General features: G+C 67.9%; 12 protein-coding genes and 1 riboswitch. Of the genes, 2 read left to right on the top strand and 10 right to left on the bottom strand.

Annotation, left to right across the window (positions count from 1 at the left end):
• Positions 1 to 74 precede the first annotated feature (74 nt).
• The 4 genes from VGV13_11075 to VGV13_11060 are packed head-to-tail and all read right to left on the bottom strand — an operon-like array spanning position 75 to position 4,631.
• The gene (locus VGV13_11075; protein ID HEV8641628.1) at positions 75 to 803 is read right to left on the bottom strand and encodes a vitamin B12 dependent-methionine synthase activation domain-containing protein; all 729 of its coding nucleotides are present in this window, start codon (positions 801 to 803) and stop codon (positions 75 to 77) included.
• A complete protein-coding gene (locus VGV13_11070; GenBank protein HEV8641627.1) occupies positions 776 to 1,858 on the bottom strand; it encodes a homocysteine S-methyltransferase family protein in 1,083 nt (360 codons plus the stop codon). The genes VGV13_11075 and VGV13_11070 overlap by 28 nt, the downstream gene beginning before the upstream one ends.
• Positions 1,855 to 2,517, bottom strand: a complete 663-nt coding sequence (locus tag VGV13_11065) for a corrinoid protein (GenBank protein HEV8641626.1) — start codon at positions 2,515 to 2,517, stop codon at positions 1,855 to 1,857. Before VGV13_11065 ends, VGV13_11070 begins: the two co-directional genes overlap by 4 nt.
• A gap of 38 nt (positions 2,518 to 2,555) precedes the next feature.
• Positions 2,556 to 4,631 carry a CHASE2 domain-containing protein gene (locus VGV13_11060; GenBank protein ID HEV8641625.1) on the bottom strand — a complete coding sequence of 692 codons (2,076 nt, stop codon included), beginning with the start codon at positions 4,629 to 4,631 and terminating at the stop codon, positions 2,556 to 2,558.
• Positions 4,632 to 4,682: 51 nt separating this feature from the next.
• Between VGV13_11060 and VGV13_11055 the strand changes: the two genes are divergently transcribed.
• Complete coding sequence (locus VGV13_11055) at positions 4,683 to 5,435, top strand: 3',5'-cyclic-nucleotide phosphodiesterase (protein ID HEV8641624.1); 753 nt, start codon at positions 4,683 to 4,685, stop codon at positions 5,433 to 5,435.
• 157 nt (positions 5,436 to 5,592) lie between these two features.
• Here VGV13_11055 and VGV13_11050 read toward each other — a convergent pair whose 3' ends face one another.
• On the bottom strand, positions 5,593 to 6,681 hold the full coding sequence (locus VGV13_11050) for an ABC transporter ATP-binding protein (GenBank protein ID HEV8641623.1): 1,089 nt from the start codon (positions 6,679 to 6,681) through the stop codon (positions 5,593 to 5,595).
• 87 nt (positions 6,682 to 6,768) lie between these two features.
• On the bottom strand, positions 6,769 to 7,926 hold the full coding sequence (locus VGV13_11045; protein ID HEV8641622.1) for an MFS transporter: 1,158 nt from the start codon (positions 7,924 to 7,926) through the stop codon (positions 6,769 to 6,771).
• Between the two features lie 412 nt (positions 7,927 to 8,338).
• A riboswitch (cyclic di-GMP riboswitch) is annotated at positions 8,339 to 8,416 on the top strand.
• Positions 8,417 to 8,767: 351 nt separating this feature from the next.
• Between VGV13_11045 and VGV13_11040 the strand changes: the two genes are divergently transcribed.
• The gene (locus VGV13_11040; protein HEV8641621.1) at positions 8,768 to 10,822 is read left to right on the top strand and encodes a glycosyltransferase family 2 protein; all 2,055 of its coding nucleotides are present in this window, start codon (positions 8,768 to 8,770) and stop codon (positions 10,820 to 10,822) included.
• A gap of 191 nt (positions 10,823 to 11,013) precedes the next feature.
• Here VGV13_11040 and VGV13_11035 read toward each other — a convergent pair whose 3' ends face one another.
• Genes VGV13_11035 through VGV13_11020 form a run of 4 tightly spaced genes read right to left on the bottom strand, consistent with a single transcriptional unit; the run spans position 11,014 to position 14,647 of the window.
• Positions 11,014 to 11,403, bottom strand: coding sequence for an SxtJ family membrane protein (locus tag VGV13_11035; protein ID HEV8641620.1), 390 nt, complete (start codon positions 11,401 to 11,403; stop codon positions 11,014 to 11,016).
• 20 nt (positions 11,404 to 11,423) lie between these two features.
• The gene (locus VGV13_11030) at positions 11,424 to 11,573 is read right to left on the bottom strand and encodes a DUF5989 family protein (GenBank protein HEV8641619.1); all 150 of its coding nucleotides are present in this window, start codon (positions 11,571 to 11,573) and stop codon (positions 11,424 to 11,426) included.
• A gap of 13 nt (positions 11,574 to 11,586) precedes the next feature.
• Complete coding sequence (locus tag VGV13_11025) at positions 11,587 to 12,795, bottom strand: hypothetical protein (GenBank protein ID HEV8641618.1); 1,209 nt, start codon at positions 12,793 to 12,795, stop codon at positions 11,587 to 11,589.
• Positions 12,782 to 14,647 (bottom strand): carbamoyltransferase, encoded by a 1,866-nt coding sequence (locus VGV13_11020; GenBank protein ID HEV8641617.1) that lies wholly within the window; start codon positions 14,645 to 14,647, stop codon positions 12,782 to 12,784. Before VGV13_11020 ends, VGV13_11025 begins: the two co-directional genes overlap by 14 nt.
• Positions 14,648 to 15,900 lie beyond the last annotated feature (1,253 nt).

Genomic DNA, 15,900 nt, shown 5'->3' with positions numbered 1-15,900 from the left:
GGACGCGAGGGGGAGGCCCCCGCCGGCGCCGCCTCAGTGGGCTCGCCGGAGCAGCACCAGCGAGCGGGCCTGCATCAGCGGTGCACGGTGCGACGGGCGGGAGCGCGTCGGTAGGCGCAGTCCGCCATCCAGCAGCGGGCGCACTGGCTGAAGTAGTGATCGACCCGCGCCTGGCGCCCGGCGCCCACCAGCAGCGAAATCGACTTCTCCGGCGTCATGAAGCAGGCCTCGTTCAGCGTGACGCCGACGGCCTCGCCCGGACACAAGCGGAACAGGGCCCGCTGGTCGCTCACGTCCCAGGCCCCGTACCCGGGGCTGATGCGGTTGGTGACCTGGAGCCCCTGGAGGATCCCCTCCTGGCAGAGCAGGTCGTTGACGTACTCGGCGAGGCTCTCCACCGCCCCGGAGCCGACGCTGTCGAGCATGACCGCCAGCGGGAGCTCCCGCGCCTCCCACAGCTCGCCGACGCGTCGCTCCAGCGCGTCGCCGATCGTGCAGATGGCGGCGGCGATGTGCTCGACGCGACCCCAGTGGCGCTCGACGCCGGGGACCGTCAGTACCAGGTCGGGGGTCTCCAGGGCATCGCCGACCTGGCGCGTAACCGGTGTCCAGCGCACGACGGCGCGGGGGTCGATCAGACGGCGGCCCAGGACCAGCGCCTCGTCGAAGAGCGCCATCACCTCGGGACCGGCTACGGCGGTGCCGCGCTTGTACCCCTGGAAGCGCAGCACCTCGTCGGGATCGATCTCGAGCGGCAGGTCTCTGAGGACTCTGACTATAGACGCGCCTCGGGCGGGCGGCACTCTCCGGCTTCGCTCGCCTCGGGCGGGCGGCACTCTCCGGCTTCGCTCGCCTCGGGCGGGCGGCACTCTCCGGCTTCGCTCGCCTCGGGCGGGCGGCACTCTCCGGCTTCGCTCGCCTCGGGCGGGCGGGGCCCAGCCCGCCGGCGCCCTGCGGCTCGCACCACCGTGGCAATCCGGCGGATGTGCTCGGGATTGGAGCCGCAGCAGGCGCCCACGATGTTGCAGCCGGCCTCCAGCAGCGCGGGGTAGTGGCGCGCCATCTCCTCCGGCCCCAGCTCGTAGGTCACGGTGTCGCCCGTGGTGATGGGCAGGCCCGCGTTGGGATAAGCCGCCAGGGGCGCGTCCGTCACCGCGCGCATCTGCCCGATGATCACCACGGCGCGGTCGGGGCCCCGGCCGCAGTTCATTCCGACGACGTCGGCGCCGGCGGCCAGGAGATTCTTGGCCACCTCGGCCGGGCTCTCGCCCCACATGGTACGGTCGCGGTCGTGGAGCTCCTCGAACTGGAAGAACATGGTGGCCATGACCGGCAGGTCGGCCACCGCCTTGCAGGCGCGGATGGCCGCCGCCGCCTCCTGGGGGAACATCATGGTTTCGACGGCGAACAGATCGACGCCGCCCTCGGCCAGGGCCGCCGCCTGCTCGCGGAACGTCTGGAAGTACTCCTCGTCGGTGGTGTCTCCCAGGGGCTCGTACTCGGCGGGCAGCCGGCTGGTGGGCCCGATCGACCCGGCGACGTAGCCGTGGGGGGGCCTCCCCGAGCGCGCCAGGCGCGCGCCCTCGATGTTCAGCTCGCGCGTGCGGTCGCCGAGCTGGTACTCGTTGAGCTTGAGCCGGGAGCCGCCGAACGTGTTGGTCTCGACGATGTCGCTGCCGGCGTCGAAGTACCCCTGGTGGATCGAGCGGACGACGTCGGCGTGGGTGTCGTTCCACAGCTCTGGACAGGCGCCGTTGGCGAGACCGGCCGCGAAGAGCATGGTGCCGTAGCCGCCGTCGAAGACCAGCGTCTCGCCCTGGCGGATGCGCTGGAGGACCTCCCAGCCCCGAGCCTTCACCGCGCGACCTCCACGCCCAGCAACTCCTTGGCCCGCATCACCGCCAGCGTGGAGTCCTTGGCGTAGCCGTCGGCGCCGATCTCGTCGGCGAATGCCTGGCTCACCGGCGCCCCGCCGACCATCACCTTCACGCGATCGCGCAGGCCCGCCTTGATCAGGGCGTCGATCGTGCGCTTCATGGCCGGCATGGTGGTCGTCATGAGCGCGGAGATTCCCACGATGTTGGCGTGGTGCTCCTCCACCGCCGCCACGAACTTCTCCGGCGCCACGTCACGACCGAGGTTCACCACCTTGAACCCCGCGCCCTCCAGCATCATCGCCACCAGGTTCTTTCCGATATCGTGCAGATCGCCCTGCGCGGTGCCGATGACCACGACGCCGAGGTGGTCGTCGGGACGGGCCGCCTTGGTGATGAGCGGCTTGAGCAGATCGAGGCCGGCGTACATCGCGCGCGCCGACAGCAGCACCTGGGGTACGTAGTACTCGTTGCGGCGGAACTTCTCGCCGACCACGTCCATTCCCGGAATCAGCCCCTTGAAGATGAGCGTCTTGGGATCGATGGCGCGGTCGAGCCCCTCCTGCGTCTTGCGGGCGACGGTGTCCTTGTCCCCGAGGATCAGCGCGCGCGCCATCGTCGGGTAGTCGAAGTTATCGCTCATGGCGTTTTTCTAACACACCCGACGCATCGCGGCAACGCTCATGCGTCTTTGTGGACCGAAATGTGGTCGACGAGGGCCGTGGCCACGTCGGGCCCCACGGCCGTGAACGCGATCCCGGCCTGGTCGCCGCGCCGCCAGACGATCGTCCCCTCGGCGGTGATCGGCTTGGGCAGCGCCCCGCCCTCGCACCGGATCTGGACCGTGGCCCCCCGCTCGAGCTCCGAGGGCAGGCCGACCACCGAGAGCCCGCCTTCGCTGATGTCGAGCGTACGCACCACGCACGTCCGGCCCCCGACGGCGGCCACCACCGTCGCCGCCGCGTCGAGCGCCGCCCGCGGATACTTGCGGATGCTGCCCGGCATGACGCCGTAGATCTTCACCGGCTGGGTCTTGCCCTTGACCGTCACCGCGCCCAGCTCCCGGGTGAGGAACTGGCCCTTCACGCTTTCGTGGGTGGACTCGCTGACGATGATGCCGGTGCCGTACTCCTTGGTGAGGCTCTCCAGGCGCGAGGCGAGGTTGACGGTGTCGCCGATGGCCGTGTACTCGAGGCGCTGGCGCGAGCCCAGGGCGCCGACGACGGCCTCCCCCGTGTTGATCCCGACGCCGTTGCGGATCTGGCCCCCCAGCCTCTGCTCCCACCGCGCCGAGACCACCAGCGTGCGCTCCTGCAGCTCGAGCCCGGTGCGGATGGCGTTGGCGGCGTGGTCGGGATCGTCGAAGGGCGCGTTGTACAGCGCCATGATGCAGTCGCCGATGTACTTGTCCACGGTGCCGCCATGGCGGAAGACCACCTCGGTCATCTCGGTGAGGTACTCCCGCAACATCTCGGCCACCTGCTCCGGCTCGACCTTCTCCGACATCGAGGTGAAGCCGCGGATGTCCGAGAAGAGGACGGTGATGCGCCGCCGGCTCGAACCGAGCACCTGTTCGCCCTGTCCCCGGACGATCTCGCGGAGCACGTCGGGCGAGAAGAACTGGGACAGGCGCCGTCTCTCCCGCTGCTCCCGGACATAGTTGTCGATGACGGTCGCCCCGTAGCCGAGCACCAGCGCCAGCGTGACGCCGATCGCGCGGAACCAGAGCTCCCCCAGCGCGAAGGCGACGAACGCCGCCACGGCCAGCGCCACCCACAGCAGGGCGACGGCCAGGAAGGCCCGCAGCGCGCGCAGGCGGGCGGCCAGCCAGGCGGCGGCGAACCCGGCCGCGGCGGCGGCGCCCAGGCTCGCCCAGCCGGGGAGAGGCCGCACGCGATCGCCGCGCAGGAGAGTGTCGACGACGTGGGCGTGGATCTCGACACCCGGCATCGAGCGCGCGCGGGCGAAGGGTGTCGAGAAGATGTCCTGGAGCACCGGCGTGGTGGCGCCGATCAGCACGATGGCCCCGCGGAACGTCTCGGGCGGCACCTCACCATGGACGACGCGGTGGTACGGCACCCAGGGAAAGGTCCGAGGGCCGCCCCGGAAGTTGATGAGGATCTCGGTCCCCTCCGGCAGCGGCGCCGCCGGGACGCCTTTGGCCCGGGCCATGCGGTACAGCTGCAGGTCCCAGCCATCGAGGAGCTCGTCACCCAGCCGATGGCGCACCGCGGCCCGGCGCAGGTGGCCGTCCGGATCCAGCAGCTCGTTCACCGGCGCGACCCCGGCCGCGCCGCGGCGGATCACCGGAATCGGGACATTGAGATCGACCTTGTCCACGTTGAGGATGATATCCCCGCTCAACTGCTCCCTCACCGTGGTGATCGCCGCCGCGAGCACGACGTTGCCCGCGCGGGCGATGGCCGCCCCCAGCGCCTCGTCGTCCGCCGGGCCGCGAGGGGAGGGCTCGGGGAACACCACGTCGAAGGCGATGATGAGCGGGTGCGCGGCGCGGAGCACGTCCACCAGCTTGGCGTGCAGCGCGCGGGGAAAGGGCCATGACACGTTCAGCTCGTCGAAGGAGTCTTCGTCGATGGTGACGACGACGATCGGCGCCGACGGCGGGCGCGGTCCCCGCAGCTCGAACAGCCGGTCGAGCGCCCCCAGCTCGACGGTGTCGAGGGCGCCGAGCAGCACCAGGGCCAGCGTCACCACGCCGGCGCCGACGCCGGCCAGGAGCGTCCGCAGGGTCACCATGCGCGAGAGGCCACGGAAACCTATGCTACCCTAGACACAGTGAAAATACGCGTGCTCGGCGCCTACGGCGCCGAAGGGCTGGGGCAGCGGCCGTCGGCGTTTCTCGTGAACGAGCGGACGCTCGTCGACGCCGGCACCGTCACCGGGGCCCTCACCCCGAGCGAGCAGCTCGAGATCGAGCACGTCCTCATCTCCCACTCCCATCTCGACCACATGGCCGGCCTCACCTACCTCACCGAGACCCTGGCCTGCTTCAGCGCCCAGCGTCCCCTGATCGTCACCAGCATCGCGCCCGTCGCCGAGGCGCTCCGCACGGCCGTCTTCAACAACGTGGTCTGGCCCGACTTCGCGCAGATCCCGTCGGCGAGCGCCCCGATCCTCAAGTACCGCTCGCTGGCCGAGGACGCCGAACAGCGGGTGGGTGACCTATGGGTGACCGCGGTGAGCGTCAGCCACAGCGTGCCGGCGGCCGGGTTCATCGTGCACGACGGCTCGCGGGGATTCGTCTACTCCGGCGACACCGGGCCCACCCAGGCCCTGTGGAAGGCGCTGCGCGGCCTCACCGGCGTGCGCGCGATCATTCTCGAATGCGCCTTCCCCAACCGGATGCGCCCCCTGGCCGATGCCGCGCGGCACCTGACGCCCGACCTGGTCCGGCGCGAGCTGGACAAGCTGCCGCCCGACATCCCCGTGTGGATCTTCCACATCAAGCCGCAGTTCTACCAGGAGACGGCCGACGAGCTGTTGCGGATCGACGCCGGTCGCATCGTCCTGCTCGAGCAAGACAAGACCTACTCGCTGTAGCAGCATCACCGCGGGGGCGGGACGGGATCCGCCGGCCCGTTCGCGCCGACGGAAGCGCACGCAGCGCGACGTATGAGAAGGCAGCCACCGCGGCGATGGGCCAAACCGCGTGGTCGCCGGACCCCCGCGCGCGGGGCGATATCGCTACGGCCGACGCTCAGCCGTCGGCGGAGAGCAGCACCACCGTGTCGCTGCTGACCTCCACGCGCACGCGATCGCCGACCCGGAAGAGCGCGATCTCCGTCGCCGGCAGCTCGACCCGGACCGGCGCGCTGGCCCGGATGTCGATCTCGTAGAGATAGCGCGCGCCCTCGAAGACGCGCAGGGTCACCCGCCCGGGGAGGCTGGGCCCGCGGGCCATGGCGGCGTCGGTGATCGAGAGGGTTTCTGGCCGGAGCACCAGCAGCCCGCGGCTGCCCTGGCGGAAGGCGCCGATGCCGGCGACGGGGACGCGGTCGCCGCCCTCGGTCTCCACGACCACACCGAGCTCGCGGACCTCGATCACCCGCACGGGCAGGAAATTGGCGGGCCCCAGCGCCTGGGCCACCGCACGGCTGGCCGGGCGGCGGTAGAGCTGCTCGGGGTCGCCCACCTGCAGGACCCGCCCTCGCTCCACCACCGCGATGCGGTCGGACAGGGCCAGCGCGTCGGCGCTGTCGCGGGTGGCACAGATGGTGGTGACGGCAAGGTCGCGATGCAGCCGGGCCAGCTCCAGCCGGAGCGTCTTGCGCGGCAGGGGATCGAGGTGCGCCAGGGGCTCGTCGAGCAGCAGCACGCGGGGCTCGACCGCGAGCGCGCGGGCCAGGGCCAGACGCCGGCGCTGGTGGAGGACGAGGGCGCCCGGGGTGCGGTCGGCGGCGTCGGCCAGGCCCAGACGCCCGAGCACCGTCTCCACGCGCCGGTCCAGCTCCGCCGCCGTGAGCCCCGTCTGGCGCAGGCCGAACTCGACGTGCTCCCGGACGGTGATGTGCGGCCAGAGGGCGCCCTCGTGGAAGACGTATCCGATGCCGCGCCGGCCCGGCGTCAGGCGGCCGATGTCTTCGGCGTCCACGAGCACGCGCCCCGCCGCCAGCGGCAGGAAGCCGGCGATCGCGCGCAGCACCGCGCTCTTGCCCGAGTGCGGAGGGCCGAGGAACGTGAAGAACTCGCCGTACCGCACGTGGACCGCGACGTCCTCGAGATAGGGTTCCTGCCCGCTGCGCGTGCACAGGGCCTCCAGCCGGACGTCGACCAGCGGTCGGCTCATATCAATCGGAGGGGGCCTCGACGGCCCCCTCCGAGGCCTCCCCCATGAAAGGTTGCGCGGGCAAAGCCCGCGCTCGAACGCGGCGCATCACAACGCCCTCGGCCCTGAGACGGCGCCGCGCACCGCGGTGGCCGGCAGGCAGGCGAGGCCGATGGCGGCCAGCAGCAGGTAGAGCGCCGCCGGCGAATCCCACGTCAGCGCCGTGGTCGCGACGACCGGCCCGACGAAGGCGGCTCCGATGCGCGCGGAATTGATGAAGCCGATCGCCTGTCCCCCCGCCCGCTGCGCGATGCGGGCCACGACGATGGGAAAGACCGGCGCCACGCACAGCACCTGGAGGAACCGCAGCACGCCGTAGAGCCAGACAGAGGCGACGGACGCCAGCGCAGCCACCAGCACCGACGAGGCCACCAGGAGGGTCACGATCAGCATGCGCTCGCTCATCCATTCACCGAGCCGCGGGGCGGCCAGGGCCCCGAGGGCCGCCGCCACGCCCGAGGCGAAGATCAGCATGCCGCCGATCTCGAGCGTGCGGGCCGGCGCCACCCCCAGGTCGGGCAGGACCACCGGCAGGATCGCGGTGAGGAAGAAGACCTGCACGTTGCCCCCCAGCACGATCAGCGCGACGGCGGCGACGTCCCGCGGCCGCGCCGCGCCCTCGCGATCGCGCTGCCGGGGCGTGGCCGGCACCGTCGGCACGCCCCAGCGGACCAGGCCGGAGCAGCCGAGCAGGATGAGCCCGCCCAGCATGAAGGAGGTGCGGAACCCGAGTTGCGCGGCCGCGATGGCCCCCGCCAGGGGCCCGATCACCTGCCCCACCGTCATCGCCGACTGCACCGCCGCCACCCGGCGGCGCACCGCGGTCGTCTCCGTCTCGCGTCCGGCCATGATGAAGGCGAAGGTCGAGGCGGCGCCCATGATGCCGAGCACCATGCGCGAGAGGAGCAGCTCGGGCAACGTCCGCGCCAGCGCCATGCCGAAGAAGGTGAGCCCTTGCAGCATCTCGACCGCGACGTACATCGCCTTGGGGTTGCCGCGCTCGGCATAGTAGCCCCAGATGGGCGCCGTCACGACCGTGACCAGGGGCGAGATGCCGAGGATCCAGCCCGTCCAGCGGAGCGTCGCCGCCGCGTCGACCGGGCTGATGGCCTGGATGTGGAAGGGCAGGCTCACATAGACGAACGACCACGCGAATGTGCCGAAGAACATCGCAACGGGCAGGAGGTGCAGCCCCCGGAGGGTCACCGGCAGAGCGGCTTCAGCCCGTCACCTGCCGAGCACGCAGAAGCCCCGGGCCTCGATGCCGAGCGCCACGCCGAACCTGCTGCGAGCGAGCGATGGCCCCTCGAGAGGTCGTGATCACGGTCGTGCAGATGGTGGCAAATCACGGGGCCGGATGCAACTTTCGCCAAGGCGGGCTGAGAGTAGCGCTCCCAGGCCAAGGGCCGACCGCGCCTCCCTTCAGAGTGTCATTGTGTCGTTGTAGTGACGTACACGGGCCATTCCCATCGCCCGAGTCCGGTTCTCGGGCGACTCGCATCCGCCGCCCAAGTCCCCGTCGAACCGTCAGTTCAGCACGCAGGCTCCTTCCCACCGTTTCCCCCGAGATTGGCTCGGCGCTTGCCTCATGGATGTTGTCGAAGTCACGGAGACCCCTTCCCGATAAGGGCAAACCTGTCGTGAGGCAGGGACGCAAAGCCGCGGGTCAGGTGAAGCTGACAGCCGGGCTACCGAAGGAAGGGTGGAAGTTTCTGGGCTTGGGGTCTCCTGAATCGGAGGGGACCTATGGCCTCAGAACTCGCCGGAAGCGTTCAACGCCTCCCCGGCGCCCCGCGGCACTTTTCAGTCTCGAGTCCCCCTAGCCACCGGCCAGCCCTCTCCTGCTAAAGGGGCCACGCTCGAACCGACTCTGGCATCGATGACCAGTCCCCTGCGCCTCTTGAAAGCGGCGGCGATCGAAGCGTCCGCGCGCCCCACAAGGTCCTCCCCCTCCGCTGAGATCGACCGCTCGTCGGACACGACACGAGCTTGGTCGAGCGGTCCGCGACCGTCGTCTTGGCCTGCAGCGCTTCGCCGAACCACCGCGGTGGCGGCGGGGATTCGCCGCGAGATCAATCTCACCGGCGCCGGTATCGGTGTGACGCTGATCGCCGCACTCCTCTCCATCGCCGTCGTGGCTATCCGGATCTTGAGTAATCGTGCTGCGGCAACGTGGCCGCATCTACTCGCAGGACTCGTCTTTCTCCTCATCGTCACCTATCTCATCTACGGAAGCCTCGTGTACCAACTCACCCGCTTCGCCTATCTCAGGCGGCTTTGGCTTCACCGGCGCGCGTCAGACGATGATCTGCTCCGACTCTACCGGGCGCCCCACGTCCCCCCCGTGACGGTCCTCGTCCCCGCTTACAAGGAAGAAGTGCCAGTGGTCAGAAAGACGCTCCTTTCGGCCGCGTTACAGGGTCGCCCGAAGCGTCGCATCGCGCTCCTCATCGACGATCCGCCGCAACCAACGAACCCGCACGATCTCGCAAGTCTCTCGGCTATGCGGCGCTTACCCGAGGAGATCGAAGAACTGCTTCGAGAACCCCGACGACGGTGTACCGCGGCGTTCGCCGCCTTTTGTGACCGCCAGACAGACGCCCCTCTCGACCTCAGGCACGAACTGCGTCGGCTGTCTCGGCTTTACCGTGACATCGGTGCCTGGTTCCGGACCCAGGCGGCCGAGCATCCGATCACGGATCATGTCGACGAACTCTTCGTTGAACTGACTTACCGCGGCCAGGCCCGCTGGTGCCTCAGGCGGAGCAACGAATTGGCCTGGGGGCCGACCTCGCGCCACTTCGACGACGAGGATCTCATGGCCGCCTATCGATGGCTCGTGAGCTTGTTCGATGTCAGTGTGACCAGCTTCGAGCGAAAGCGGTACGGCAACCTCTCCCACGCCGCCAACAAGGCGATGAACCTCAACAGCTATCTCGGTCTCATGGGGCGGTCGTTTCGTGAAGTGGTGACGCCGGAGGGGCAGCTGATCCTCGAGGAGACCGGCCAGGCTGGCGCTGAGTTTTCGGTGCCTGACGCGGATTACGTGTTGATGGTCGACGCCGATAGCATCCTCCACCCCGAATACATGACGCGGCTCATCCACCTCCTGGAACAACCGGGGCACGAAAAGATTGCGGTGGCTCAGACGCCCTACAACGCGTTTCCGAATGCCCCCGGAGTTCTTGAGCGGATTGCCGGCGCCACCACGGACATCCAGTACATCATCCATCAGGGGTTCACCCACTATGGGGCGACATTCTGGGTGGGCGCGAACGCGCTCGTCCGCAAGCGCGCGCTCGAAGACATCGCCGTCGTCGACGTGGAGCGCGGCTATCCGATTCGCAAGTTCATTCAGGATCGGACCGTGATCGAAGACACGGAGTCCAGCGTGGATCTCATTGATCGGGGGTGGCAGCTTTACAATTACCCGGAGCGGCTCGCGTTCAGCGCGACGCCCCCGGACTTTGGCGCGCTGATCATTCAGCGGCGGCGCTGGGCCAATGGCGGCCTGATCATCCTGCCGAAACTGATCCAATATTTGTGTGGCCGAGCCTCACGAGGACGGAGGCTCGCAGAAGGGCTGATGCGCTGCCACTATCTGACTTCCCTCGCCGCGGTCAACACCGGCCTGCTCGTGGTTCTGGCGTTTCCGTTGGGCGAAGGCTTGGAAACTCTCTGGCTGCCCCTGACGGCGGTGCCCTATTACGCGCTCTATACCCGGGATCTGCTGCAGAGCGGCTATCGTGCTGGTGATGTGCTTCGGGTGTATGCGCTGAACTTGATGCTGATCCCCATCAATCTGAGCGGTTCTTTTCAATCACTCCGTCAGGCGTGGACGGGACGGAAGACCGCCTTCGGCCGCACCCCGAAAACCCAAAGTCGCACCCGGGTGCCGCGCGCCTATTTGGTGGCGGAGTACGTTCTCCTGGCCCAGTGGCTCCTCGGCGCCGTCGTGGAACTCCTGCAAGGACACTCACTCCACGCCGCGTTGGCGTTCGCGAACGCGGCATTTCTAGCCTATGCCATCGCCAGCTTCATCGGATTGCCGAAAATCAATTGGCTGACCCTCGCCCGCAGAGCGGACCTGCGGTCTCCGTGAACGACCCGCCTCGACCGCAGCCGCGCCTCACCGGCAGAGGCTCTCATTCACGAAACCGTAGACTTGCGGCACGTTGTGTCGCTGGAGGGTCCGAATCATCCGCTCAGCCACCGCGAGTCGACTCATCCCCGGTGCGGATGTCCCCAGGGTCTTCTCGTTCGTTCCCTCTCGGGGGCGCCGGTGTTCCGCGCTCACCAGGGCCGTTCGAGGTCTCGCGGTTCGAAGCGGTGGTCGCGCACGGTCCAGTACGACTGCCGGTTGTCAGCGCCGCGCTTGAGGTTCAGGGAATCGCCGTGCGTGCGCCGGTAGACGAAGGCCACGGGAGCCAGAACGACATAGTAGACGAGGGTCAGCAGGACCTTGGAGTTGACCGCACCCAGTACGGCCGCGAACCCGAGCCACGCCCCGGCCAGCCTCACCGCCAGCCGCTTGAAGAACAATCCGATGAGGAGCAGCCCCAAAGCCACATACCCGAATGCCGGCACGTTGAAGACCAGTCCGCAGACGATGCAGGCTGCGGCCAGAACCGCGAGGGTCTCGAGCGACCGGTGCCGCTCGTCTTCACTGCGTTGAATCGCCACTGTTCGCCCTACGCGCGGGATCAGAAGATGGTGTAGATAAACGGGGCGATGGCCGAGGCGCCGCCGCCCACGATGAGGAGACCGATCAGCGCCAGCATGATGACAACCGGTGCCAGCCACCACTTCTTTCGTTCCTTCAGAAAGTCCCACAGGTCCCTGGCCAGTGCCATGGCCCCTCTCCTTTCAAAGCGTCTCGAGCAGGAACTTCGCGATCAATGCGTGGGTCGCCGCATTCGGATGCTCGTTGCCATTCAGCTTGTGCTTCCAATCGGCCGTATAGATGTCGGCGATGATCCTGTGCACCTCCAAGAGTCTGATGTTGGCCGCTCGCAGCCGCTCCACAACCACGGAGTAATCTTTGTCGTAGGCCCCCCACATGACGACACTGAATTGTCCCCCGTATCGCGCCTCGAACAGCTCCTTCGATCTCTTGACGATCGCCACGTAGAGGTCGATGTCCCTCGACGTCCTCCGCCAGCCTAGGAGGACCGGAGCCACCGCTGGAAAGATGTGGGAGCGGTTGAGCACGGAAAAGGCGGCGTCCCCGTAGCTCGCGTAGAACGGTCCGCGGTACTGCACCGCCCCATCCCTGCCGAGGACATACCTCGGCGCGGACGGCCCCCACGAGACGGCCGGGTAGTTTCCGGCCGATCGCTCGATATGCTCGATGAGTCCCTGGTACACGGCTCGGCTGGGAGACTTGCCTCCAGCGAATTCATCGATGAGGCCGGTTTCGAGGATCCGGAGCATCTGATGAGGGCCGTAGCCGTGGAATCCGAAGTTGTACGCCCGGAATCTTCCCTTCGCGAGCGCCTCAAACACCCACGGCATGGTTTCCCGATCGCCCACGCCCTCGCCGACCGTCACCGAGCAGCCGAAGAACACGACGTTCTCGTACTCGCCGGCCCGGGTGGCCGGAAAGGTCTTCAGGTCGTGCGGTGCTATCCGAAGACCGTGGGGGTTGGTGGTGTAGACCACGTCCTCCAAGACTCGGCTGCCCGCCCACACCCTCGCGCGCGCCTTCACGTTGGGCGCGGCGGCGTACCCGCGGAGCTCGTCCGGGACGAAATACCCGCCCCCGATCCGCCCAAAGAACTCCCCTTCGTACTTCAGAGCTGGCGCCTGGCTCCCTCCCCGGCCGAACGGCAGCCATCCCCCGAAGTACGCCTCGGCCACCCCCACGGCCAGAGCCAGCACGGCGACGTTGAAGAGAAGGGCCTTGAACGCCGTCCCTGCTCTCGACGCGACCGCCGCACCCATGAGGAGGACGGCCGTGCCGACCGAGACGTAGACGAAAGGGGAATCGACGTCCCGGTTGAAGACGAAGCCAGAGTAGAGGACCACCCCGAGACCGATCGCCGCCGCTTCCAGGACGGCTCTAGTCCACCCCAACCGTCTCTCTCCAGTCCCGCTCCTCCGGCCACACCGGCTGCCGGCGCTTGTCGAACAGAAGGTTTCCGATCACCAGGTAGTCGATCTCCGTCCGCATGAAGCACCGGTAGGCGTCCTCCGGTGTGCACACGATCGGCTCCCCTCGGACATTGAAGCTCGTGTTCGAGACGAGGCCGTAGCCCGTCCGATCCTTGAACGCCTTGAGCAGCCGCCAGTAGCGGGGGTTCGTCTCCTGGTGGACGGTCTGCAACCGGGCGGAGAAATCGATGTGCGTCACGGCCGGGATGTCGGAGCGGATGTGGTACAACTTCTCCCGCCAGCCTCGGGCCCCGTATCCTTCCGGCAGCGCCTTTCTCCGCTCCTCCCGCACTTCCGCGATGAGGAGCATGTATGGGGATGGGGTTTCGATGTCGAAGTACTCTTCGAGGTCCTCCATCAGCACAGACGGCGCGAACGGGCGGAACCCCTCGCGGAACTTGATCTTCAAGTTGAGCTTCTTCTGCATCTCGGGGTTCCGGGCATCGGCGAGAATGCTGCGGTTCCCGAGTGCCCGCGGCCCCCACTCCATCCGCCCCTGATGCCAGGCCACCACGTTCCCGGCGTCGAGCAGGCCGGCGACCTCGTCACACAGCGCGCCGAAGTCCTCATAATGCCGGAACGACGCGCGGTGTCTGCGGACGGCCTGCCGGACCTGAGCCTCTGAGTACTGCGGTCCCAGGTAGGCCCCGTTCATTCGGTCGGTCTTGCCGTCGGCCTCCCGGGGATTGTTCAACCAGATGTGATGGGCGCAGTAGGCGGCCCCCAGCGCCCCACCGGCGTCTCCGGCCGCCGGTTGGATCCAGATCTCGTCGAACAGCCCGCTCTTGAGGATCTTCCCGTTGGCCACGCAATTGAGGGCCACGCCCCCGGCCAGGCAGAGATACCTCGAGCCGGTCAACCGCCGGGCCTCCCGCACCATGTTGAGCACGATTTCTTCCGTGACCTTCTGGATCGCCAGCGCCAGGTCGCAGTATTCGGGCAGCAACTCCTCTTCAGGCCTCCGGGCCGGCACGCCGAACAGCTGCCGCCACCGATCCTCATCGACCATCCTGAGACCGGTCGCGAAATCGAAATACCGCTGGTCCAGCCAGATGGATCCGTCCGGCCTGACATCCACGAGGCGTGTCCGGATCAGCGCGGCGTACCGCTCCACCCGCTCGGACGCCGAGTCCCCGTAGGGCGCCAGTCCCATCAGCTTGTATTCCCCGGAGTTGACCCGGAACCCCAGGAAGTATGTGAAGGCTGAGTAGAGGAGACCGACGGAGTGAGGGAAGCGAAGCTCTCGCAGGATAGCCAACCGGTTCTCGTGCCCGCGGCAGATAGAGGCCGTCGCCCACTCCCCGACGCCGTCGATGGTCACGACCGCCGCCTCCGGGAAGGGAGAAGGATAGAACGCGCTGGCCGCGTGCGAGAGGTGGTGCTCGGGGAACAGGAGCCGCAAGCGCTTCCGATCGAAGCGCTCGATCTCCGACAGCTCGTCCAGGATCAGGCTCTTGAGCATGAGCTTTTCCTTGATCCAGCCGGGCATCGCCGAGAGGAAGGACTTCAGGCCGCGGGGGGCGAAGGCGTAGTAGGTCTCGAGCAGGCGCTCGAACTTGAGGAACGGCTTGTCGTAGAAGACCACCGCGTCGAGTTCGTCGACGGAGAGGCCCGCTTCATCCAGGCAGTGGGCGACCGCGTGACGGGGGAACGCGGAGTCGTGCTTCTTCCGCGTGAACCGCTCTTCCTGCGCGGCCGCCACGACCTCGCCGTCGCTCAGCACAGCGGCCGCGGAATCGTGATAGAAAGCCGAGACGCCCAGGATCCGGGACATAGCCGGCCCCTGTCATTCGCAAGTATCGTGCCGCAGCGATCCCAGCCCGGAACGGCAAGGCCCGACCGATCGGTGCCGAGATGGCGTCTTATCGCAAGCCTGCGCGGCTGCCTCGGGACGGGGGAGTCTCGTCGCCGGACCGTCCGTCCTCGAACCACTGGCGTCGTGGCTCATGGTGTTGTCAAGCCGGCACGCGCCTCGTCGGGACGGTGACAATCAGCGCCATGCTCCCAAGGTGGGCGACCGAGGCGACGGAGCCGTCATGACGGTGCGCTCGGTGCGATGGACACGACGCGCGTGGGTCCCGGCGATCGACCACTGCAACCCTCGCGCAGCCGCCCTCCCACTCGTCTCAGAGGGAGGCGGGCAGAACCCCTGGGCCTCGATGCCCAGGGCGGTGTTGAACTTGCTGCGGAAGATGGGTCGAGTCACGGCCCACTGGAATTCCGCGTTATTGCGTTGCAGATCGAGGCAGGTCGATGCATGACCTGCCTCGAATCTGTCACCCAGCTGTCACCCGCGAATCGAACGGAGAAATTGCCTGAAGGTGGCCCGGCTGTCCACATCCTCGATGTCGGCCGCAGCCGCAAGCCGGACGACAACGCGCTTCACCGACCCCAACCGTGAATCCGGCTAAGAACACTCGTCCCAGGTAGCGAGGCCCACTATATCCGCTTGTTAGCGGACCCCCTACTTGGAGACGTTTGCGAATGGCGTCTTGCCGTGAGTCGCCCTGAATTGCTCGATGAGGCGAGACTCCGATGAGTCGGCGTGATGGTCCGCACATACTCGCCAATGCACCGCGAGACCTCGCCAATCGGAAAGATGCCACAGAAGACGGCCGCCCCGATGGCCTACAGGTTCTCCATATCCGAAGTCGACTAACTGGCGTAGACGTTGCCGAAGTCCTTGGCGCCCGGCTGCTTTCCCGACGTATACGACTCGAGCACCTTCCACCCAGTTCTCTTCCACGACATCGGTGGGGTAGGAAGGATCTTGGCCCTTGAACCATCCGGCCTCGCTCTTCGGGAGAAAGACGGGCTTCCCCGTCGCATTGCGCATGACAATGTACACCCCAGCAACCAACGGGACGACACCACACCTGCAGGCATACAGGTCTTGGACAGTCGCGCCATCGGAGAGCTGGTTCAATCCGATTCCGTCGACCACGTTGCTCACGGCCCCGCAACGGTCGCGCTAACCGGCCGCCGAGGAGCGACGCGACGAGGGTACCCGCAAGCGACGCTTGCCGG

This window comes from Candidatus Methylomirabilota bacterium, from assembly GCA_036001065.1.
Lineage (GTDB): Bacteria > Methylomirabilota > Methylomirabilia > Rokubacteriales > CSP1-6 > MNEF01.
This window is presented reverse-complemented; position numbering and strand designations above follow the sequence as displayed.